We start from the raw sequence: 20,576 nt of genomic DNA on the forward strand, positions 1-20,576 counted from the left end.
ACCGGGAAGGTTGCTCGGGTCGTGAGCGGGCGCAACTACTCCTGGCGGAAGGTCCGCCGGTAGGCGGCGGGTCCGAGGCCCAGCCGGGCCCGCAGGTGCTTGCGCAGGGAGGTCGCCGTGCTCAGCCCCGACTGCAGCGCGACCTCCTCGATCGCCAGGTCGGTGTGCTCCAGCAGGTGCCGCGCGTGCTCGATGCGCTGCCGCAGCAGCCAGTCCAGCGGTGATGTCCCGGTCTCCTCGCGGAAGCGCCGGGTGAAGGTCCGCACGCTCATGCCCGCGTGCGCGGCGATCGCCTCCAGCGTCAGCGGTTCGGCGAGCCGGTGCATCAGCCATTCGCGGGTGGGTGCGGTGCCGGTGATGCCGGGGGAGGGCATCGGGCGCTCGATGAACTGCGACTGCCCGCCGTCGCGCCAGGGCGGCACGATGTTGCGCCGCGCGGCCCGGTTGGCGACGTCGCTGCCGTGGTCGTTGCGCAGGACGTGCAGGCACAGGTCGATCCCGGCGGCCACGCCTGCCGAGGACAGCACGTCGCCGTCGTCGACGAACAGCACGTCGGGGCGCAGGTCGACCTCCGGGAACATCTCGCGGAACCGCTCGACGTGCGCCCAGTGCGTGGTGGCGGGACGTCCGTCGAGCAGGCCGGCGGCGGCGAGCACGAAGGCGCCGGTGCAGATCGACATGATCCGCGTGCCGTCGGGCAGGTTCCGCAGGTATGAGGTGACCTTGGGGTCTTCGGCGAAGTCATCGGTCTCGACGCCGGGGACGATCACGGTGTCCGGTTCGCCCAGCGCGCCGATCCCGGATTCCGGCATGATCGAGAAGCCCCGGGTCGTGCGGAGCGGTCCGCCGTCGATGCTGCACACGTGGACCTCGTACAGCGGCTCGTCCGGGCTGGACGCACAGGGGAAGACCTGCGGGGCGATCGACAGGTCGAACCCGATGACCGTCTCCACGCCCAGCACGGCGATGCGGTGCGGCCTCATGGCCGAATCTTCCCACAGAATGTCCCTCCGGCCACTGGTTCGGGAATCAGCGCTCGATGATGCTGGTCCTCATGGTTCGAGTGCTGCCTGCGCGGGTCCACCCCGCTTGGTCGATCGCCGTCGTCGCGTTCATCGCCCTGGTGGGGGCCGCCGCCTTCCGGTCGGCGCCCGGAGTCCTGATGGACCCGCTGCACCAGGAGTTCGGCTGGCCGCACGGGCTGATCTCGGCGGCGGTGTCGCTCAACCTGCTGCTGTACGGCCTCACCGCGCCGTTCGCGGCGGCGCTGATGGTCCGCTTCGGGATCCGGCGCGTCACCACCGCGGCGCTGGTGCTGGTGGGGGTGGGCAGCGGGCTCACGGTCTTCATGACCGAGCCGTGGCAGCTGATCCTGTGCTGGGGGCTGCTGGTGGGCCTGGGGACCGGTTCGATGGCGCTGGCGTTCGTGTCCACTGTGGTCGATCGCTGGTTCGTGGCCAGACGGGGCCTGGTCAGCGGGGTCCTCACCGCGGGCAGCGCGACCGGCCAGCTGGTCTTCCTGCCGGTGGAAGCGGTGCTGGTGGAGAACTGGGGCTGGCGGGTGGCTTCGCTGGTCATCACCGCCTCGGCCCTGGTGGTCGCCGTCGTCGTCCGGCTCGTCATGCGCGAACGCCCCAGCGATCTGGGGCTTTCCGCCTACGGTGCCACCGGTGACGAACCGGAACCGGTGCAGGAGCGCGGAAATCCCGCCGTCCTGGCGGTCAAGGCGCTCGCGGAGGCGGCGCGCACGCGCACCTTCTGGTTGCTGGCAGGTGGTTTCGCGATCTGCGGTGCCAGCACGAACGGTCTGGTCAACACCCACTTCGTGCCCGCCGCGCACGATCACGGGATGCCCACCACGATGGCGGCCGGTCTGCTCGCGGTCATCGGCGTCTTCGACGTGCTGGGCACGGTGGCGTCGGGATATCTCACCGACAAGATCAACCCGCGGGTGCTGCTCGCGGTCTACTACACGCTGCGCGGGATCTCGCTGTTCGTGCTGCCGCAGCTGTTCGCCCCCGAACCGGGCATCGAGATGGTGCTGTTCGTGGTGTTCTACGGCCTGGACTGGGTCGCCACGGTGCCGCCGACGATGGCGCTGTGCCGGGAGCACTTCGGGCCGAAGGCCTCGGTGGTGTTCGGCTGGGTGTTCGCCTCGCACCAGGTCGGCGCCGCGGTCATCGCCGGGGGAGCCGGGCTGATCCGCGACCACTTCGGCGACTACGCGCTCGCCTGGTACGGGGCCGGGCTGCTCTGCCTGCTGGCGACGGCCTTCTCGGTGTCGATCCGGCGGAACGCCCCCGAGGAACCCGCATCGGACCGGGGCGCGGATCCGGCCCGGACGGGCGCCTGAGGGGCGTTCGCCGGAGCTCATTAAAGAGAGCGCTCCCGAGATCGGCAAAGCGGCCGGAGGGAGCAGCCGGAGCTCGGCCGGACGGCTCAGCCGGTCGCCTGACCAGCGAGTTCGCCGGTTCCGGCGGGGAGAATCGGTTCAGATTCGCTGACCTGCGAAATTGCCAGTTCCTGCGAGCGGGTGGGAACGGCCGGGTATTCTCAACGGCCATGTCTGAGGTTCTCGCCCGTGCGGTCGCCGAGCGCGGTGAGCTCGTGCTGATGCGCCGCGACGACGCGCTGGAACTGCGGGTCAACGGCGTGTTCGTGATGGACACCGCGCACACCGCGACCGAGCGCATGCTGGCCACCGCCACGCTGGAGCACCTCACCCGCACCGACGGGCTGCGGGTGCTCATCGGCGGGCTCGGCCTCGGGTTCACGCTGCGCGAGGTGCTGGCCGACGAGCGCGTGCGCGAGGCGCACGTGGTCGAGATCGAACCCGACCTCGTCGGCTGGCACCGCGACGGCCTGATCCCCGACACCGCGGAGGCGCTGGCCGACGAGCGGGTGCGCATCACCGTCGGCGACGTCGCCGAGGTCCTGGAGGGCCGGCCGGACGGCGGCTGCGACGTGCTGCTGCTCGACGTCGACAACGGACCGGACTTCCTGGTCTACGAGGCGAATTCGGCGCTCTACGACTCGGCGTTCCTCCGCCGCTGCAAGGACAAGCTCGCCGCCGGCGGCACGCTCGCGGTGTGGTCGGCCGACACCTCACCGCACCTGCTGCGGGCGATGCGCGACGTCTTCGGCGAGTGCGACGAGCTGGCGATCCCGGTCACCCTCGGGCAGCGCGAGACGACCTACCACCTATTCGTCTCGCACCAGGTCGAGTTCGAGCAGGCTGGGCTCCAGGATTCCCTCTAGCACCAGCAGCTTTCGCTTGGCCTCCAGGCCGGGTCCGAACCCGCCGAGCCCGCCGCCGGAGGCCAGCACGCGGTGGCACGGCACGATCAGCGGCACCGGGTTCGAGCCCATGATCGTGCCCACCGCGCGGGACGCCTCCGGCCTGCCGGAGAGCTCGGCGAGGCCCTTGTAGCTGACGGTGTCGCCGAACGGCACCAGTTCCAGCAGCGTTCGCAGCACGTGCGCGCGCAGCCCGTCGAGCCCGGTCCAGTCGATCGCGAGCTGGAACTCCTTGCGGTGGCCGGAGAAGTACTCGTCGAGCTGGCGCGCCGCCTCGTCGGCGAGACCGCCGCGTCCTGCCGTCGGGAACTCGCTCAGCGCGACGTCCGGACCGGCGAAGGCGACGTGCCGCACACCGGACTCGGAGGCGACCGCGGTGATCTCACCGACCGGACCCGACAGCGTGCTCCAGCGCAGCTCCACGGAACCACCATACCGAGCCCGGCCGACACTCCCGCCGTGCCGCGAAGATCTGCTCACCTGCGGCTTTCACCGCCCCCGACTTGCACGTGACGGGCCCGTCCAGCAATGTCCTGGCGGCTTTCCGCAAACGGCCGTCCGAGGCAGGTCAATCCGCTGTCCTGCGAGTTAGGCTCCGAAACATGTCCGAAACGCACGCCCACCGACGAGACGCACTCCGCAGCCGGCTGCGGGAGCGGGACCTGGACGCCATGCTGGTGACCGACCTGCTCAACATCCGCTACCTGACGGGCTTCACCGGGTCCAACGCCGCGCTGGTGGTGCACGCCGCCGACGATCCCGGCGGTGAGAGCCGCACGGTGTTCTGCACCGACGGCCGCTACCTGACCCAAGCCGAGGAGCAGGTCGGCGACCTGGAACGCGTCATCGACCGGGCGAGCGACCTGACCATCGCGCAGCGCCTCTGCGAGGAGGCCGCGGTGTACCGGCGGGTCGGTTTCGAGTCCCAGCACGTCACCGTCGACAACCGGGACGTGCTCGGCGACGCCGCGGGCAAGTCCGAGCTGGTCCGGGCGCCGGGCATGGTGGAGCAGCTGAGGCTGATCAAGGACGCCGCCGAGATCGAGGCCCTGCGGATGGCCTGCGCCGCCGCCGACCGCGCGCTGACCGGGCTCATCGAGCACGGCGGGCTGCGCCCGGGGCGCACCGAGCTGGAGGTCGCCCGCGATCTGGAGGCCCGGATGCTGGACAACGGCGCCGCGGGCCCGTCGTTCGACACGATCGTCGCGGCGGGCGCGAACTCCGCGGTCCCGCACCACCGGCCCACCGACGCGGTGCTGGCGGCCGGGGACTTCGTCAAGATGGACTTCGGCGCGCTGGTCGACGGCTACCACTCGGACATGACCCGCACCGTCGTGCTGGGCAAGGCGGCCGACTGGCAGCGGGAGATCTACGAGCTGGTCCGGGCCTCGCAGAGCGCCGGGCGAGCGGCCGTGAAGATCGACGCGGAGGTCCGCGACGTCGACACCGCGGCCCGCGACGTGATCGCCGATGCCGGGTACGGGGAGCAGTTCCTGCACGGCTTGGGACACGGCGTGGGGCTCGAGATCCACGAGGCACCCACGTTGTCCCAGCGAGGGGACGGTAGAATTGCCGAAAGGATGGCGGTCACCGTCGAGCCTGGCGTCTATCTGGCCGGGCAGGGCGGGGTCCGTATCGAGGACACACTGGTCGTGCGTCCCGGCACACCGGAGCTCCTCACCCTGACGACCAAAGAGCTCGTCGAAGTCTGACGCACGACGAGTGCGCGGAATTTCGCCGGCAGCCCGTTACGGCCCGGCGCAACGCCAAGCCATCACCACAGGAGAACACCCACGTGGCTTCCACGAACGACCTGAAGAACGGACTGGTGCTCAACCTCGACGGCCAGCTGTGGTCCGTCGTCAACTTCCAGCACGTCAAGCCTGGCAAGGGCGGCGCCTTCGTCCGCACCACCCTCAAGAACGTGCTCTCCGGCAAGGTCGTCGACAAGACCTTCAACGCCGGCGTGAAGGTGGACACCGCGAACGTCGACCGTCGCGAGATGACCTACCTGTACTACGACGGCAACGACTACGTCTTCATGGAGCCCGAGACCTTCGACCAGGTCAGCGTGTCCAGCGACATCGTCGGTGACGCCGCGAACTACATGCTGGAGAACAGCCAGGTGGTCGTGGCCCGGCACGAGGACGCGCCGCTGTACGTCGAGCTGCCCGCCTCCGTGGAGCTCGTCGTCGAGCACACCGACCCGGGCGTGCAGGGCGACCGCTCGACCGGCGGCACCAAGCCGGCGACGTTGGAGACCGGCGCCGAGGTCCAGGTCCCGCTGTTCCTGAACACCGGCGACAAGGTCAAGGTCGACCCGCGCGACGGCCGGTACCTCAGCCGCGTCAACTCCAAATGAGCGGCTCGCGCAGCAAGGCTCGAAAGCGTGCGGTCGATTTCCTCTACGAGGCCGACCTGCGCGAGACCGATGCGGTCACGCTCATGTCCGACCGGATCGGCGCGCCCGACACGGCTGCGGTGCCCGACTACACGATCATCCTGGTCGAGGGCGTGAACGAGAACCGCGAGCGGATCGACGAGCTGCTCACCCAGCACATCGAGGGCTGGACGCTCTCGCGGATGCCGGTCGTGGACCGCGCCGTGCTGCGGCTGGGCCTCTACGAGCTGCTGTGGTGCCCGAAGGGCGACGTGCCACCTGTGGTGGCCGTGGACGAGGCGGTGGAGCTGGCCAGGGCGCTGTCCACCGACGACTCGCCGCGCTTCGTCAACGGCGTTCTGGGCCGCTTGGCGGGCATCCGAGACAGGCTCCGCAAGACCCTCCCCAAGGAGGAGACCCCGGTCGACTGAGCGGTCGGACCGCGCAGCGGCCGGAGCAGGGTCGCCGCATTCACGAGACGCGAAGAAGGGCACCTGCCGCCTGGCAGGTGCCCTTCTTCGCGCGCGAGGACCTCTCACTCGAACGGAGCCCGCCTGCGTCGCCCTGAGCGAGCACAGCGCGCCTCTCCGGCAGCCGAACGGGTGAGGGGCCTGAAACGCCCAGGGGCACCCGTTGCGGCGTCGCCGCAGGGTGCCCCGGTCCGCTTTATCGGTGTTGTGTCACTCCTCGCGGGCAGGGCGCGCCTCCGGGGGAAGCACACCCCAGTCGATGAGCTGCTCGGTGAGCTCGCCCGGCGTCATGTCGTAGATGATCGCCAGGGACCGCAGGTCTTCGGTGCGGATGGACAGCACCTTGCCGTTGTAGTCACCGCGCTGGCTCTGGATCGTGGCCGCGTAGCGGGCCAGCGGACCCACCTTCTCGGCAGGCAGTTGCTGCAGGCGCTCGAGGTTGATCACGACCTTCGTGGCCGGTTCGGCACCGGAAGGCACGCGACCCTCGGGCAGCAGCTCCGCGACCGGTACGCCGTAGAAATCGGCGAGTTCAGCGAGCTTCTGCACGGTCACCGCGCGGTCGCCTCGCTCGTAGGACCCGACGACCACGGCCTTCCACCGTCCGCCAGACTTCTGCTCGACGCCGTGCAGCGACAAACCCTGCTGCTGGCGGATGGCGCGGAGTTTGCTGCCCAGCGCCTTGGCGTAGTCGCCCATGTGGCGTTTCTCCGTTCGTTCGCCCCGTCAGCCGATAACGGCGACCGGGGAGCAAAGCTCAGATCGATACGGAGAGTAATGTTCGCTCGCGAGCGTCACCAGGTCAAGTTGGTCTTGGGTGCCGATGTGGCGAGCGCCAACACACCACCCGGTCGATTGACCCGTTGTCGCTGATAGCGTACGGGTCAGCCCGGTGATGCGCAGGTTCATCGCGAACCCGGATTGCGGGGCAGCTCACACACCATCCTTTAAGGACCCGTCCTGTGAGGCGGAGAAGGAGGTCGCACCGTGGCGTCTCGCCATCAGGCGAGCGCGGCGGAACCGGCAGGGCAGCGAGAGCTGCTTTCCGCCGGTGACGTTGCGCGCACGATAGCCCGCATCGCGCACCAGATCATCGAGAAGACCGCGCTGGACACCGGCGACGGTTCCGTGGTGCTGCTGGGCGTCCCCACCAGGGGAACGCCGCTGGCCAGGCGGTTGGCGGACAAGATCAGCGAGTTCAGCGGGACGACCGTCGCGGTCGGCACCCTGGACATCACGCTCTTCCGCGACGACCTGCGCACCCAGCCCAACCGGCCGCTGGAGCCCACCAACCTGCCGCCCGGCGGGCTCGACGGCGCGCTGGTCGTGCTCGTCGACGACGTGCTGTTCTCCGGCCGCACCGTGCGCGCCGCCCTCGACGCCCTGCGCGACCAGGGTCGCCCCCGCGCGGTCCAGCTGGCCGTGCTGGTCGATCGCGGGCACCGGGAACTGCCGATCCGCGCGGACTACGTGGGCAAGAACATCCCGACCTCCCGCGAGGAGGACGTGGCCGTGCAGCTCGCGGAGACCGACGGCGAGGACCGCGTCGTGATCAACAAGGACCAGCCGCGGGAGGACGTGTGATGCGCCACCTGCTGTCCACCGAGGGCCTCCCCGCCGCCGACGCGACTGCCGTCCTCGACACCGCCGACACGCTCAAGCAGACGCTGCTGGGGCGCGAGGTGAAGAAGCTGCCCACGTTGCGCGGGCGCACCGTGGTGACGCTGTTCTACGAGAACTCCACCCGGACCCGGGTGTCCTTCGAGGTCGCCGGGAAGTGGATGAGCGCCGACGTGATCAACGTCTCGGCCAGCAGCTCTTCGGTCGGCAAGGGTGAATCCCTGCGGGACACCGCGCTGACGCTGGCGGCGGCCGGAGCGGACTGCGTGATCATCCGGCACCCGGCCTCCGGCGCCGCTCACCGGCTCGCGGGATGGCTGGAGCAGGACGGCACCAAGGTCGTCAACGCGGGCGACGGGATGCACGAGCACCCGACGCAGGCCCTGCTGGACGCGGCGACGCTGCGGGAGCGGCTGGGCGAGGTCTCCGGGCGTCGTATCGGCATCGTGGGCGACCTGCTGCACAGCCGGGTCGCGCGGTCCAACGTGCACCTGCTGCGGACGCTGGGAGCGGAGGTGACGCTCATCGCGCCGCCGACGCTGGTGCCCGCGGGCATCGAGCACTGGGGCGCCGAGGTCCGCCACGAGCTCGACCCCGAGCTGCCCAAGCTGGACGCGGTGATGCTGCTGCGCGTGCAGGCCGAGCGGATGCACGGCGGGTTCTTCCCGTCGGCCCGCGAGTACTCGATCGCCTACGGCCTCAACGAGAAGCGGCTGGCGAAGCTGCCCGAGCACGCGGTCGTGCTGCACCCCGGCCCGATGCTGCGCGGCATGGAGATCGCGCCGTCGGTGGCCGATTCGCCCCGCGCCGCCATCACCCAGCAGGTCGGCAACGGCGTGCACGTCCGGATGGCCGTGCTCTACCACCTGCTCGCCGGAGAGGAACTCACCTCATGAGTCGCGTACTGCTCAAGGACGTCCGCCCCTACGGCGAGGGTGATCCGGTCGACGTGCTCGTCGAGGGCACCACGATCGCCGAGATCGGCCCGGGCCTGGACGTCGACGCCGACGAGATCGTGCAGGGCGGTGGCGCGGTGGTGCTGCCGGGTTTCGTGGACCTGCACACCCACCTGCGCGAACCGGGCAGGGAGGACGCCGAGACGGTCGAGACCGGCTCGACGGCCGCCGCCCTGGGCGGCTACACCGCCGTGTTCGCGATGGCCAACACCGATCCGGTCGCCGACAACGCGGTGATCGTCGAGCACGTGTGGCGCCGGGGCCGCGAGGTCGGCCTGGTCGACGTGCACCCGGTCGGCGCGGTGACCGTCGGGCTGGCGGGCGAGAAGCTCGCCGAGCTGGGCACCATGCGGCACTCGGCGGCCGAGGTGCGGGTCTTCTCCGACGACGGCAAGTGCGTGCACGACCCGCTGCTGATGCGCCGCGCGCTGGAGTACACGCGCTCCTTCGGAGGGCTGGTGGCCCAGCACGCCGAGGAGCCGCGGCTGACCGTCGGCGCGCAGGCGCACGAGGGACCCAACGCGGCCCGGCTGGGCCTGGCGGGCTGGCCGGCTCCGGCGGAGGAGTCCATCGTGGCCCGCGACTGCCTGCTGGCCGCGCACACCGGCGGCGCGCTGCACGTCTGCCACGTGTCCACCGAGGGCACCGCGGAGCTGCTGCGGTTCTTCAAGGGGCGCGAGACCGGCGGCTCGGTCTCGGCGGAGGTGACGCCGCACCACCTGCTGCTCACCGACGAGAGGCTGGAGACCTACGACCCGGTCAACAAGGTCAACCCGCCGCTGCGCACCGACGCCGACGCGATCGCCCTGCGCCAGGCCCTGGCCGACGGGACCGTGGACTGCGTGGCCACCGACCACGCCCCGCACGCCGCTCAGGACAAGGACTGCGAGTGGTCGGCCGCCAAGCCGGGGATGCTGGGTCTGCAGACGGCGCTGGGCATCGTGACGCAGACGATGGTGCGCTCGGGTCTGCTGGACTGGCGCGGTGTGGCGCGGGTCCTCTCCGAGCGTCCCGCCGAGATCGCCGGGCTGTCCGGCCAGGGCCGTCCGATCGCGGTCGGCGAACCCGCGAACCTCGCGCTGGTGGACGCCGACGCGGAGTGGACGGTGCGCGGGGCCGAGCTGGCGAGCCTGGGGCAGAACTCGCCCTTCGAGGGGATGCGGCTGCCCGGCCGGATCGTCGCAACGCTGTTGCGCGGCACGCTGACCGCGCACGAGGGCAAGGTGAGGCGCTGATGGAACGCTTGTTGTGGGTGCTGGCGCTCGCCGCGCTGGCGGCGCTGGTGTTCTTCGGGATGCGACGCGGCTGGCTGGCGCGAGCCCGACGACAGGCGGCCGAGCTGCCTCCGTTCCCGGAGCGGCCGGCCGACCCCGGCGCCGAGGAGCTGGCCGCCGCCACCGGCATGTACATCGGCACGACCAAGGCCGACGACTGGCAGGACCGCATCGCGGTCGGCGACATCGGGCACCGCGCCAACGGGACCGCGCACCTGCACGCCCGCGGCCTGCTGATCGAGCGGGACGGCGCGTCGGCCGTGTGGATCCCCGCCGAGTCCGTCGTGGACGCCCGGTTGGACCACAAGCTGGCCAACAAGGTCGTGCCCGGCGCCGGACTGGTGGTGGTGACCTGGCGCCTCGGCGACGCGCTGCTGGACACCGGGTTCCGCGGCGACGACAAGGACGCGCAGACCGAGTGGGTGGAGGCGATCCGCTCGCTGCCCGCCCAGACTTCGAACACGTCGGAGGACGGATGAACCACGATCCGTCCGACCGTGGTGCGGGGCACCGCACCAGCACAGGAGGAGAAATGACCGCGCACACACCGGCCGCGTTGGTGCTGGAGGACGGCCGGATCTTCCGCGGGGAGGCTTACGGCAAGGTGGGCCGCTCCCTCGGGGAGGTCGTGTTCACCACCGGCATGACCGGCTACCAGGAGACGCTGACCGACCCGTCGTACCACCGGCAGATCGTGGTGCAGACGGCGCCGCAGATCGGCAACACGGGCTGGAACGACGAGGACGACGAGTCCGACAAGATCTGGGTCGCCGGGTACGCCGTGCGCGACCCCGCCCGCCGCCCGTCGAACTGGCGCTCCACGCGCAGCCTGGACGACGAGCTGACCGGCCAGGGCATCGTCGGCATCTCCGGGATCGACACCCGCACCCTGACCCGCCACGTGCGCGAGCTGGGCGCGATGCGCGGTGGCATCTTCTCGGGTCCCGAGCTGCTCTCGGACGAGCAGATGGTGGCCGCGGTGAAGGATTCCTCGCAGATGGTCGGCGCCTCGCTGGCCGGGGACGTCACCACCCAGAAGTCCTACGTGGTGCCGGCCAAGGGCGACAAGCGGTTCACGGTCGTCGCGCTGGACATGGGCATCAAGGCGAACACGCCGCGGATGATGGCCGAGCGCGGCATCGAGATCCACGTGATGCCGCTGGCGTCCACGATGGACGAGATCCTGCAGGTGGCCCCGGACGGGCTGTTCCTGTCCAACGGTCCCGGTGACCCGGCGACCACCGACGCGCAGGTCGAGCTGACCCGCCAGGCCCTGGACCGGAAGCTGCCGCTGTTCGGCATCTGCTTCGGCAACCAGGTCCTCGGTCGCGCGCTGGGCCGCGGCACCTACAAGCTGCAGTACGGCCACCGCGGCATCAACATCCCGGTCATCGACCAGGAGACCGGCAAGGTCGCGATCACCGCGCAGAACCACGGGTTCGCGGTGGAAGGCGAGCCGGGCGAGGAGTTCGACACCGACTTCGGCCGCGCGATCGTGTCCCACCACTGCGCCAACGACGGTGCGGTGGAAGGCCTTCGGCTGCTGAACGGCCCGGCCTTCTCCGTCCAGTACCACCCCGAGGCGGCAGCCGGCCCGCACGACGCGGCGCCGCTGTTCGACCGTTTCGTTGACCTGATGAGCGAGGCCCGGTAATGCCGAAGCGTACTGATATCAACCACGTTCTGGTCATCGGTTCCGGGCCGATCGTGATCGGTCAGGCGTGCGAGTTCGACTACTCGGGCACGCAGGCGTGCCGGGTGCTGCGGGAAGAGGGCATCCGCGTCTCGCTGGTGAACTCCAACCCGGCCACGATCATGACCGACCCGGAGTTCGCCGACGCCACCTACATCGAGCCGATCACGCCGGAGTTCGTGGAGAAGGTGATCGCCAACGAGAAGGAGTCCGGTCGTCCGGTCGACTGCGTGCTGGCGACGCTGGGCGGGCAGACCGCGCTGAACACGGCGATCGCGCTGCACGAGCGCGGTGTGCTGGAGCGCTACGGCGTGGAGCTCATCGGTGCCGACGTCAACGCGATCCAGCGCGGCGAGGACCGCCAGATGTTCAAGGACATCGTGCGCTCGATCGGCGGTGAGGTGCCGGAGTCCAAGGTCTGCAAGTCGATGGACGACGTGCGCTCGTTCGTCGCCGGCTCCGGCCTGCCGGTGGTCATCCGGCCCAGCTACACCATGGGTGGTCTGGGCTCGGGCATGGCGCACACCGAGGAGGACCTGGAGCGGATGGCCTCCTTCGGCCTGTCCGAGTCCCCGGTGCACGAGGTGCTCATCGAGGAGTCGGTGCTCGGCTGGAAGGAGTACGAGCTGGAGCTGATGCGCGACCACGCCGACAACGTGGTGATCATCTGCTCCATCGAGAACGTCGACCCGATGGGCGTGCACACCGGCGACTCGGTGACCGTGGCCCCGTCGATGACGCTGACCGACCGCGAGTACCAGCACATGCGCAACGTCGGCATCGACGTGCTGCGCGAGGTCGGGGTGGAGACCGGCGGCTGCAACATCCAGTTCGCGGTGCACCCGGAGACCGGCCGCATGGTCGTCATCGAGATGAACCCGCGGGTGTCGCGCTCCTCGGCGCTGGCGTCGAAGGCGACCGGTTTCCCGATCGCCAAGATCGCCGCGAAGCTGGCCGTCGGCTACTCCCTCGACGAGATCCAGAACGACATCACCGGTGAGACGCCGGCGTCGTTCGAGCCCACGCTGGACTACGTGGTCGTGAAGGTGCCGCGGTTCGCCTTCGAGAAGTTCCCGGGCGCCGACACCGAGCTGACCACGACCATGAAGAGCGTCGGCGAGGCGATGGCCGTGGGCCGCAGCTTCTCCGAGGCGATGGGCAAGGCGCTGCGGTCGATGGAGACCAAGTCCGTCGGCTTCTGGACCAAGCCCGATCCGGTGGGCGAGGACGGCAAGCCCGCCACCCTCCAGTCCACTCTGGACGATCTGCGCACCGCTCACGACGGCCGGATCTACACCGTCGAGCGCGCGCTGCGCTTCGGCGCGACCGTCGAGCAGGTGCACGAGGCCTCGGGCATCGACCCGTGGTTCGTCGACCAGATCTCCGCGTGGGTCGAGTTGCGCCGCGAGCTCGTCGACGCCCCGGTGCTGGACGCCGCGCTGCTGCGGACCGCCAAGCGGGCGGGCCTGTCGGACCGCCAGATCGCCGCGCTGCGCACGGAACTGGCCGGGGAGGACGGCGTTCGCGCGCTGCGCCACCGGCTGGGCGTGCGGCCGGTCTACAAGACCGTCGACACCTGCGCGGCCGAGTTCGCGGCGAACACGCCGTACCACTACTCGGCTTACGAGTCCGACCCCGCGGCGGAGTCGGAGGTCGCTCCGCAGCGCGACAGGCCGAAGGTGATCATCCTCGGCTCGGGCCCGAACCGCATCGGCCAGGGCATCGAGTTCGACTATTCCTGCGTGCACGCGGCCACGTCGTTGCGCGACGCCGGGTACGAGACGGTGATGGTCAACTGCAACCCGGAGACGGTCTCCACCGACTACGACACCTCCGACCGCCTGTACTTCGAGCCGCTGACCTTCGAGGACGTGCTGGAGGTCGTGCACTCGGAGCAGCAGTCGGGAACGGTCGCGGGCGTCATCGTGCAGCTGGGCGGCCAGACCCCGCTGGGCCTGGCGCAACGCCTGGCCGACGCGGGCGTGCCGGTCGTGGGCACCCCGCCGGAGGCCATCCACCTCGCCGAGGAGCGCGGTGCTTTCGGTGACGTGCTGGTCGCGGCGGGCCTGCCCGCTCCGCAGTACGGCACGGCGACGTCGTTCGACGGCGCCAAGCGGATCGCCGACGACATCGGCTACCCGGTGCTGGTGCGGCCGTCGTACGTGCTGGGCGGCCGGGGCATGGAGATCGTCTACGACGAGGCGTCGCTGGCCAACTACATCGCCCGCGCCACCGAGGTCACCCCGGAGCACCCCGTGCTGGTGGACAAGTTCCTCGACGACGCGATCGAGATCGACGTCGACGCGCTGTGCGACGGCAACGAGATCTACCTGGGCGGCGTGATGGAGCACATCGAGGAGGCCGGCATCCACTCCGGCGACTCGGCGTGCGCGCTGCCGCCGATCACGTTGGGGCGTCAGGACATCGAGATGGTCCGCCGCTCCACCGAGGCGATCGCCCGCGGTGTCGGCGTGCACGGTCTGCTCAACGTGCAGTACGCGCTCAAGGACGACGTGCTCTACGTGCTGGAGGCCAACCCCCGCGCGTCCCGGACCGTTCCGTTCGTCTCCAAGGCCACTGCGGCTCCGCTGGCCAAGGCCGCCGCGCGAATCATGCTGGGAGCCAAGATCTCCGAGCTGCGTTCGGAGGGCATGCTGCCGGCCGAGGGCGATGGCGCGGACCTGCCGGTGGACGCGCCGGTGGCGGTGAAGGAAGCCGTCCTGCCCTTCCACCGATTCCGGACTCGCGAGGGCGCCGGGGTCGACTCGCTGCTCGGGCCGGAGATGAAGTCGACCGGCGAGGTGATGGGCATCGACACCTCGTTCGGTCAGGCGTTCGCCAAGTCGCAGTCCGGTTCCTACGGGTCGCTGCCGACCTCGGGCACGGTGTTCGTCTCGGTGGCCAACCGGGACAAGCGCTCGCTGGTGTTCCCGGTCAAGCGGCTCGCCGACCTCGGGTTCGCGATCATGGCGACGGAGGGCACGGCCGAGGTGTTGCGGCGCAACGGCATCCCGTCCACCGTGGTCGCCAAGCACACGGAGTCGGTCGAGGGCGAGCGCGACGTCGTCGACCTGATCAAGGCCGGCGAGGTCGACATGATCATCAACACCCCGTACGGGAACCCGGGTCCGCGGGTCGACGGCTACGAGATCCGCACGGCCGCGGTGTCCCGCGACGTCCCGTGCATCACCACGGTGCAGGGCGCGGCTGCGGCCGTGCAGGGCATCGAGGCGGCGATCGGCGGCAACATCGGCGTCCGCCCGTTGCAGGAGCTGCAGGCCGCGCTGCGGCAGGGCGGTGAATGACGATGGCTGAGGACCAGCTGCGCGCGGGCTTCGGCGCCCGGCTGGCTGATGCGGTGAGCCGGCGCGGACCGCTGTGCGTGGGCATCGATCCGCACCCGTCGCTGCTGCACGCCTGGGACCTGGGGGAGAGCCCCCAGGCCCTGGAGCGGTTCGCGATGACCGTGGTGGAGGCGCTGGCCGACCGGGTGGCGCTGCTCAAGCCGCAGTCGGCGTTCTTCGAGGCCTACGGTTCGGCCGGTGTCGCGGTGCTGGAGAAGGTGATCGCCGAGTCGCAGCAGGCCGGAGCGCTGGTCCTGCTGGACGTCAAGCGCGGCGACATCGGGTCGACGATGGCGGCCTACGCGATGGCCTACCTCGACGAGCGGGCTCCGCTTGCCGCCGACGCGATCACGCTCTCGCCGTACCTCGGCTACGGTTCGCTGGCCCCGGCCATCGGCCTGGCCGAGCAGAACGGGCGGGGCGTGTTCGTGCTGGCCCGCACCTCGAACCCGGAGGGCATCGGCCTGCAGCAGTCGGTGCACGGCAGCGGTGACGCGGTCGCGCAGTACATCGTGGACTCCGCGGCCGAGTCCAACCTGGGCAAGGAGCCGATGGGTCACGTGGGAGTGGTGGCGGGAGCCACCATCCCCGCGGGAGAGCTGGACTTCTCCGACCTCAACGGCCCCATCCTCGCTCCGGGCCTCGGCGCCCAGGGCGCCACGGTCCAGGACCTCAAGGCGGTCTTCGGCAGAGCCCTGCCCCACGTCCTGCCGACCACGTCCCGAGACGTCCTCCGCCACGGCCCAGCGGTCAAGTCCCTGAGGGACACCCACGGCCGAGTCGCGGACGAGATCAACCACCAGTTCCACGACTGATCAGCGATCACCAACCGGGGTCGTCCTTGTCTCAAGGGCGACCCCGGTTTCTCGTTCACCTCTCGGGCCCACCCAAGATGACTGCGCCCATCCCCACACCTCCCCAGGGAGGGAAGTTTTCATGAAAACTTCCCCCGGGTCCCAGAACAGAAGTTCTCATCCCCCGGGCCCCAGGACAGAAGTTTTCATGAAAACTTCCAACCGAGTGCCAGGGACAGACATTCATGAGAACTGCTTCCTCGTGGTGGGAAGTTTCCATGAGAACCTTCCCCGGTTCCCAGGACGGAAGTTTTCATGAAAACTTCCCCACCATTCAGAGGGAATTTCGGATCCGGCTGATGACCGAGTCGAGGGAGTTCTGGAGTTGGTCGTGGGTCACGACGATGACAGTCCATCCGGCTTCGGCCAGACGACGACGCCGGGCACGGTCCTTCTCGACCTGCTCATGGTCGCCGTGCCACTGCCCGTCGTATTCCACCGCGACCCGTTCGTCCACGAAAGCCAGATCGAGACGTGCCAGGAACCGGCCGTTGACCCAGACCTGGTGTTGCGGCACAGGGGTGAGACCGAGCAGCGCGAGTTCGACACGCAGCACCGATTCGGGTATCGACTCCGCGCGTCCGTCCAGCAGTGGAAGTCGATAGCGGGCCTTGCGCACGCCGTCGTCTCTGCGGCCGCGCACGAACTCGCCGATCGCTCTTGTCGTGATCAGCCCCTGGTGCAGGAGGGCGTCGCAATGCGCAACCGACGTCGTGATCGGTCCCTTTCTGAGCAGGTCAAAGACAGCTCGGTCGATGCCTGCCAGGTTGATCCCGTTCCAGGGCTCGTGCTCGAACTCGTAGGTGCGCGCGGTCGAGCAAAGCAGGCCTTTCCTGCGATGCGGCCCGGCTGGACGTGGTACGAGCACCTCGACAGGGGTCCGAAAGTTCGCGAGCCCTTCAGCGCCGTGCAACGTCGCAGCGGACAGTCCCGTGAGCACGGCTTCCGATGGCAGATTGATCGCCGCGGCAAGACATTTCAACCGATGTGTCAGGTGATCGCCCCTCAACGCGTAAACGCCTGGAAGAACCCGCACGATCTCAGGGCTCCGCAGATGTCGGTCTTTCAGGCCGGCGGCCACCGCGTCTTTTCTGGTCAACAGCCCGTGTTCGTTGCGCAGAGCTGCGAAGTCACTCCGTTCCATACTGGGAAGGAGGTGAGAACCACCTCTGGAAATGCACTTGAGCTCCGAATGTCACCTGATACGGCAGGAGCATCACACGTTTGGTCGGGGGGTCAGGGAAGTTTTCATGAAAACTTCCCTGACCCCCGAGAAGCGCGCAAACGCCCTACCGCCTCCGTCCGGTCCGCTGCGGTGGGGCTTGGGCTTGTTGAGGTGGCTGAGCTGGTACTGACCGTCCGCCAATGGATCTGGCGGCCGGCGGGTGGGTGCTGGCGAAGTTGGGTGAAGTGGCGCGGGGAGGGGCGGTCCGCGGTTAGCGTGGGAGCTTCGAAACGATCTTCTCCCTGGGGGGCTTCGTGGTGGCGCAGGTGTGGCAGTGGACCGGTGGGCGGGTTGCGGCGTGCGTGGTTCCGCTGCTGTTGCTGGTCGGTGGGTGCGCTCTGATGTACGCGCACCGCGAGGGTGAGGCGCTGGGGTGGCTCGGGGTCGCGGTGACCGTCGTGACGATCGTGTTCGTGTTCGGCCACTGGGGGCGCTACTCCGACTACGACGGCCGGAGGACGGTGAAGCTGCCCGCGCTCGTCTGGTTGTTCCGCATCGTCCAGTACGTCCTCGGGGTGCTCGCGGCTCTGTTCGTCCTCTCCTGGGTCCTGTCGACCGTCTTCGCCTCGTAGCGGGATTGCCCGCGAGGGTGTTTCGGTGGGCAACATCATTCGGTTTCGGCTGAGGAACGTTTCGATGTCGTCCGCCTCGATCCGGGCGGGGGATCGGACGCCCCCAGCCGTGCGCTGGCGTCCGGTTCGGCTGGATCGTCGCTGGTCCGGAGCTGGTTGCGGCTCGGCGAACACCTCGGAGCCCCCTCTCTCGTTGGGGAGGGAGCTGGCGATCTTGGTGCGGGGTTCACCCGTTAGGGTCGCTGTGTTGAGGGGTTCGGAGGACTGGCTCGATGACCGACGATGCTCCGCTGCTGGGTGAGCGGTACCGCCTGGGCTCGCGCGTGGGCGGCGGCGCGATGGCGGATGTGCACCGGGCGATGGACACCCGCCTGCAGCGGCTCGTCGCGGCCAAGGTCTTCCGCTCGGCCACGGATGAGCTGGGGCGCAAGCGGTTCGCGGAAGAGGCGCGGATCCTGGCGGGGCTGAGCCATCCGGGTCTGGTGACCGTCCACGACTTCAGCGCCGACGCGGACGAGCTCTTCCTGATCATGGAGTTGATCGAGGGCGGCACGCTGTCCGACGTCGCTGAGTGCGGCCCGATGCCCCCGGAGGACGTCGCCGACATCGGCGGCAGGCTCGCCGACGTCCTGGCCTACGTGCACGACAACGACATCGTGCACCGCGACGTCAAACCCACCAACGTGCTCGTGGGCAACGACGGCCGCGCGTACCTGGCCGACTTCGGCGTCTCGCGCCTGGCCGACGCCGCGGGCAGGCTGACCGACTCCGGCATGGTCGTGGGCACCACCACCTACATGGCCCCTGAGCAGGTGTCCGCCGGTGACGTCGGTTTTCCGGCCGATGTGTACTCACTGGGCCTGGTGCTGCTGGAGTGCGTGACCGGTCGCGTGGAGTACCCGGGCGGACCGGACGCGGCGGTGGCGCGTCTCGTGCGTCCGCCGCAGATCCCGCACAGCATCCCGGGCCGCCTGCGACGTGGGCTGATGGCGATGCTCTGCGCTGATCCGGCGCACCGGATCAGCGCGGAGCAGGCGGGCGACGTGCTCAGCGGGCGCACGACCGAGGTCATGGCCCCCGTTCCGGCATCGATGCCGGTGCCGCCGCCGCGCATCCCGCAGCAGCGGGTTCAGCGCCCGCCGACGACGTCGATGCCTATCCAGCAGCCGCCGTCGCGCTCACCGGCGGCGCCCATCGCGGCAGGTGCTCTGGCGGTGGCGGCCGCAGCGGCGCTCGCCGTGGCGTTCTGGCCCGAGCCCGCCGAAATCGACGTGCTACCACCGGTTTCCGGGAATCCTGGTGTGGAGCGGTTGCCCGCGGATCTGGAGAACCTGGAGAGGCTGGTGCGCGGATGAACCGCCTGCTGCCCGCCCTGGTGCTGGTCGGGTTCGTGCTGGCCGGCTGCGGCGAGGACCCGCAGGTGCGCGCGCGGCTGGGCGCCCGCGTCGCCGAGGTGAAAGCCGCTGCCCTGGCCTACAACCGCCTCGATGCCGAGACCGCGCTGGCCGCGCTGCACCGCGACATCGCCGAGGCGGTCGCCGAGGGCACGCTCGACGCCCAGAGCGCCGGTTCCATCATGGCCGCCGCAGACCGAGTGGCCGAGGACGTGCGCACCATCCCGGCGCCGGGATCCGCCCCGGTGATCGTGACGGTGGCCCCGCCGCAACCCCGTGCCGAGGACAAGAAGTCCCGGGGCGGCGGCAACCACGACGGCTGATCACCACCGCAACGCCCACGGCGTCACCTCCGCCAGCGGATCCGCCGGAATCACCGCCGGTCGCACGTATTCGACCCGCACCACCGCGCCCGGCGAGGGCAGCATCCGGCGTTCGACGAACGCGGGCAGCAACGTCGCCGGATCGACGAAGTACATCAGGTCAGCGCCTTCTCCGGTGTTGTCGGCGGGCTGGAACGGGTAGCCGCGCGGATCGACCCCGGCGTCGTGCAGCGCGAACAGCAGGTGCTGCATGTCCCACTGCTCGCCCTCGCGCTCGGCGGGCCGGGCACGCACCGGGATCCGGAGGTAGCGCTTGCCGCCGACGTCCACGGGGGTCGGTGGCAGCGGTGTCAGGAACCGGTGCTCGCCGCGCAGCGACTCGACCACGGCTTCGGCCTGCGATTCGCTCAGACCGCCGGGGATGATCCCGTCACCGAGCAGCGGCCGCGATTCGGCCCGGCACAACGAGCTCGCCTCCGGCCCGTCCCACGCGTCCCGCGTGGGCAGGTAGCCGTGGCGGAGGCCGTCGACGCACCGGGTGCGCACGACGCTCTGCCCGCGCCAGTGCTCGATGCCGGTGCCGACGTGGCGTCCCGTCCGGTAATCGAAGATCTCATCGCTGACCCGCACCATCGTGCGCGCGGTAGCGGCCTCCGGGCTCTCGAACCGTTCGCGGCGGGTGTGCACGACGGGTTCGGTGGCCTGCCGCAGGTACATCTCCCAGAACAGGTCCTCGGGACGTTCCGGCGCCTCGACCGCGCACCCGGCCAGCAGCGCCCACAGCATCAGGCAGGTCATCACTCGCACAGCGCTTCCACCACGTCCCGGGCTTCGGCGCGGAACGCCTGGTCGAGGAAGTAGAGCTTGTCGGCGACGTCGGTGAGCTGGCTCCGCGCGACCACCACCTCCACGCCTTCCTGGGCCAGCGAGATCTCGTCCCGCACCATCAGCGTCACGACGACCTCGCCGCGACGTTCGCAAGCCGCAATTCGCCAGCTGGCGCACATGTTCTCGTCCCTCCACGTTGGAAACAGCGACGAGAGCGAATGTCCGAGCGTGACCGACGGGCACGCAACGGCCCGTTCCGGTGACCGGCGTGGTGTGCCCCTCGGGCACATGAGGCGTCCCGTGATCAGCGGGAACGGCGGGGGGATGACGATGATCGGCAAACACG

Annotated in this window: 21 protein-coding genes; 15 read left to right on the top strand and 6 right to left on the bottom strand. The window is 69.9% G+C overall.

The window, feature by feature from the left end; all coding sequences use genetic code 11:
* Positions 1-35: 35 nt before the first annotated feature.
* Positions 36-983, bottom strand: coding sequence for a GlxA family transcriptional regulator (locus ACYVF3_RS05300; protein ID WP_461153060.1), 948 nt, complete (start codon positions 981-983; stop codon positions 36-38).
* 71 nt (positions 984-1,054) lie between these two features.
* On the opposite strand from ACYVF3_RS05300, the gene ACYVF3_RS05305 reads away from it, so the two are divergent.
* Both ACYVF3_RS05305 and ACYVF3_RS05310 read left to right on the top strand, forming a co-directional pair.
* Positions 1,055-2,353: an MFS transporter gene (locus ACYVF3_RS05305; RefSeq protein WP_461153061.1), complete on the top strand. Its 1,299-nt coding sequence runs from the start codon at positions 1,055-1,057 to the stop codon at positions 2,351-2,353.
* A 209-nt stretch (positions 2,354-2,562) separates the two neighbouring features.
* Positions 2,563-3,258, top strand: coding sequence for a spermidine synthase (locus ACYVF3_RS05310; protein ID WP_461153062.1), 696 nt, complete (start codon positions 2,563-2,565; stop codon positions 3,256-3,258).
* On the opposite strand, the gene ACYVF3_RS05315 is transcribed toward ACYVF3_RS05310, so the two are convergent.
* A complete protein-coding gene (locus ACYVF3_RS05315; protein WP_461153063.1) occupies positions 3,202-3,720 on the bottom strand; it encodes a methylated-DNA--[protein]-cysteine S-methyltransferase in 519 nt (172 codons plus the stop codon). The genes ACYVF3_RS05310 and ACYVF3_RS05315 overlap by 57 nt on opposite strands.
* 179 nt (positions 3,721-3,899) lie before the next feature.
* Here ACYVF3_RS05315 and ACYVF3_RS05320 point away from each other — a divergent pair, with 179 nt between their 5' ends.
* From ACYVF3_RS05320 to nusB, 3 genes are all read left to right on the top strand, one after another.
* Entirely contained in the window at positions 3,900-5,009 is a 1,110-nt protein-coding gene (locus ACYVF3_RS05320; protein WP_461153064.1) for a M24 family metallopeptidase, read from the top strand.
* A gap of 83 nt (positions 5,010-5,092) precedes the next feature.
* Positions 5,093-5,659: an elongation factor P gene (gene efp / locus ACYVF3_RS05325; protein ID WP_461153065.1), complete on the top strand. Its 567-nt coding sequence runs from the start codon at positions 5,093-5,095 to the stop codon at positions 5,657-5,659.
* Entirely contained in the window at positions 5,656-6,108 is a 453-nt protein-coding gene (gene nusB / locus ACYVF3_RS05330; protein ID WP_461153066.1) for a transcription antitermination factor NusB, read from the top strand. The genes efp and nusB overlap by 4 nt, the downstream gene beginning before the upstream one ends.
* A gap of 249 nt (positions 6,109-6,357) precedes the next feature.
* Here nusB and bldD read toward each other — a convergent pair whose 3' ends face one another.
* Positions 6,358-6,846, bottom strand: a complete 489-nt coding sequence (gene bldD / locus ACYVF3_RS05335; RefSeq protein WP_010311046.1) for a transcriptional regulator BldD — start codon at positions 6,844-6,846, stop codon at positions 6,358-6,360.
* Between the two features lie 288 nt (positions 6,847-7,134).
* Here bldD and pyrR point away from each other — a divergent pair, with 288 nt between their 5' ends.
* Genes pyrR through pyrF form a run of 7 tightly spaced genes read left to right on the top strand, consistent with a single transcriptional unit; the run spans position 7,135 to position 15,849 of the window.
* Positions 7,135-7,731 carry a bifunctional pyr operon transcriptional regulator/uracil phosphoribosyltransferase PyrR gene (gene pyrR, locus ACYVF3_RS05340; RefSeq protein WP_461153067.1) on the top strand — a complete coding sequence of 199 codons (597 nt, stop codon included), beginning with the start codon at positions 7,135-7,137 and terminating at the stop codon, positions 7,729-7,731.
* Positions 7,731-8,663 carry an aspartate carbamoyltransferase catalytic subunit gene (locus ACYVF3_RS05345; protein ID WP_461153068.1) on the top strand — a complete coding sequence of 311 codons (933 nt, stop codon included), beginning with the start codon at positions 7,731-7,733 and terminating at the stop codon, positions 8,661-8,663. The genes pyrR and ACYVF3_RS05345 overlap by 1 nt, the downstream gene beginning before the upstream one ends.
* Entirely contained in the window at positions 8,660-9,958 is a 1,299-nt protein-coding gene (locus ACYVF3_RS05350) for a dihydroorotase (protein ID WP_461153069.1), read from the top strand. The genes ACYVF3_RS05345 and ACYVF3_RS05350 overlap by 4 nt, the downstream gene beginning before the upstream one ends.
* Positions 9,958-10,476: a PH-like domain-containing protein gene (locus tag ACYVF3_RS05355; RefSeq protein ID WP_461153070.1), complete on the top strand. Its 519-nt coding sequence runs from the start codon at positions 9,958-9,960 to the stop codon at positions 10,474-10,476. The genes ACYVF3_RS05350 and ACYVF3_RS05355 overlap by 1 nt, the downstream gene beginning before the upstream one ends.
* Positions 10,477-10,529: 53 nt before the next feature.
* Positions 10,530-11,651, top strand: coding sequence for a glutamine-hydrolyzing carbamoyl-phosphate synthase small subunit (carA, locus tag ACYVF3_RS05360; RefSeq protein ID WP_461153071.1), 1,122 nt, complete (start codon positions 10,530-10,532; stop codon positions 11,649-11,651).
* Positions 11,651-14,995 carry a carbamoyl-phosphate synthase large subunit gene (gene carB, locus ACYVF3_RS05365; protein ID WP_461153072.1) on the top strand — a complete coding sequence of 1,115 codons (3,345 nt, stop codon included), beginning with the start codon at positions 11,651-11,653 and terminating at the stop codon, positions 14,993-14,995. The genes carA and carB overlap by 1 nt, the downstream gene beginning before the upstream one ends.
* 2 nt (positions 14,996-14,997) lie before the next feature.
* Positions 14,998-15,849 (top strand): orotidine-5'-phosphate decarboxylase, encoded by an 852-nt coding sequence (gene pyrF / locus ACYVF3_RS05370; protein WP_461153073.1) that lies wholly within the window; start codon positions 14,998-15,000, stop codon positions 15,847-15,849.
* A gap of 313 nt (positions 15,850-16,162) precedes the next feature.
* Here pyrF and ACYVF3_RS05375 read toward each other — a convergent pair whose 3' ends face one another.
* Positions 16,163-17,032, bottom strand: coding sequence for a DUF559 domain-containing protein (locus ACYVF3_RS05375; RefSeq protein ID WP_461153074.1), 870 nt, complete (start codon positions 17,030-17,032; stop codon positions 16,163-16,165).
* Positions 17,033-17,367: 335 nt separating this feature from the next.
* Between ACYVF3_RS05375 and ACYVF3_RS05380 the strand changes: the two genes are divergently transcribed.
* The 3 genes from ACYVF3_RS05380 (at position 17,368) to ACYVF3_RS05390 (ending at position 19,402) form a co-directional block, all read left to right on the top strand.
* Positions 17,368-17,685: a hypothetical protein gene (locus ACYVF3_RS05380; protein ID WP_461153075.1), complete on the top strand. Its 318-nt coding sequence runs from the start codon at positions 17,368-17,370 to the stop codon at positions 17,683-17,685.
* A gap of 272 nt (positions 17,686-17,957) precedes the next feature.
* Entirely contained in the window at positions 17,958-19,040 is a 1,083-nt protein-coding gene (locus ACYVF3_RS05385; RefSeq protein WP_461153076.1) for a serine/threonine-protein kinase, read from the top strand.
* Positions 19,037-19,402 (top strand): hypothetical protein, encoded by a 366-nt coding sequence (locus ACYVF3_RS05390; protein WP_461153077.1) that lies wholly within the window; start codon positions 19,037-19,039, stop codon positions 19,400-19,402. Before ACYVF3_RS05385 ends, ACYVF3_RS05390 begins: the two co-directional genes overlap by 4 nt.
* On the opposite strand, the gene ACYVF3_RS05395 is transcribed toward ACYVF3_RS05390, so the two are convergent.
* Both ACYVF3_RS05395 and ACYVF3_RS05400 read right to left on the bottom strand, forming a co-directional pair.
* Entirely contained in the window at positions 19,403-20,209 is an 807-nt protein-coding gene (locus ACYVF3_RS05395) for a hypothetical protein (protein WP_461153078.1), read from the bottom strand.
* Positions 20,200-20,409, bottom strand: coding sequence for a hypothetical protein (locus tag ACYVF3_RS05400; protein WP_461153079.1), 210 nt, complete (start codon positions 20,407-20,409; stop codon positions 20,200-20,202). Before ACYVF3_RS05400 ends, ACYVF3_RS05395 begins: the two co-directional genes overlap by 10 nt.
* Positions 20,410-20,576 lie beyond the last annotated feature (167 nt).

Source organism: Saccharopolyspora tripterygii, assembly GCF_054778355.1.

Coding starts and splice junctions, on each gene's coding strand:
- ACYVF3_RS05300 (WP_461153060.1), bottom strand. CDS start 983: ATGAGGCCGCACCGCATCGCCGTGCTGGGCGTGGAGACGGTCATCGGG.
- ACYVF3_RS05305 (WP_461153061.1), top strand. CDS start 1,055: ATGGTTCGAGTGCTGCCTGCGCGGGTCCACCCCGCTTGGTCGATCGCC.
- ACYVF3_RS05310 (WP_461153062.1), top strand. CDS start 2,563: ATGTCTGAGGTTCTCGCCCGTGCGGTCGCCGAGCGCGGTGAGCTCGTG.
- ACYVF3_RS05320 (WP_461153064.1), top strand. CDS start 3,900: ATGTCCGAAACGCACGCCCACCGACGAGACGCACTCCGCAGCCGGCTG.
- nusB (WP_461153066.1), top strand. CDS start 5,656: ATGAGCGGCTCGCGCAGCAAGGCTCGAAAGCGTGCGGTCGATTTCCTC.
- bldD (WP_010311046.1), bottom strand. CDS start 6,846: ATGGGCGACTACGCCAAGGCGCTGGGCAGCAAACTCCGCGCCATCCGC.
- ACYVF3_RS05345 (WP_461153068.1), top strand. CDS start 7,731: ATGCGCCACCTGCTGTCCACCGAGGGCCTCCCCGCCGCCGACGCGACT.
- ACYVF3_RS05350 (WP_461153069.1), top strand. CDS start 8,660: ATGAGTCGCGTACTGCTCAAGGACGTCCGCCCCTACGGCGAGGGTGAT.
- ACYVF3_RS05355 (WP_461153070.1), top strand. CDS start 9,958: ATGGAACGCTTGTTGTGGGTGCTGGCGCTCGCCGCGCTGGCGGCGCTG.
- carA (WP_461153071.1), top strand. CDS start 10,530: ATGACCGCGCACACACCGGCCGCGTTGGTGCTGGAGGACGGCCGGATC.
- carB (WP_461153072.1), top strand. CDS start 11,651: ATGCCGAAGCGTACTGATATCAACCACGTTCTGGTCATCGGTTCCGGG.
- pyrF (WP_461153073.1), top strand. CDS start 14,998: ATGGCTGAGGACCAGCTGCGCGCGGGCTTCGGCGCCCGGCTGGCTGAT.
- ACYVF3_RS05375 (WP_461153074.1), bottom strand. CDS start 17,032: ATGGAACGGAGTGACTTCGCAGCTCTGCGCAACGAACACGGGCTGTTG.
- ACYVF3_RS05385 (WP_461153076.1), top strand. CDS start 17,958: ATGACCGACGATGCTCCGCTGCTGGGTGAGCGGTACCGCCTGGGCTCG.
- ACYVF3_RS05390 (WP_461153077.1), top strand. CDS start 19,037: ATGAACCGCCTGCTGCCCGCCCTGGTGCTGGTCGGGTTCGTGCTGGCC.
- ACYVF3_RS05400 (WP_461153079.1), bottom strand. CDS start 20,409: ATGTGCGCCAGCTGGCGAATTGCGGCTTGCGAACGTCGCGGCGAGGTC.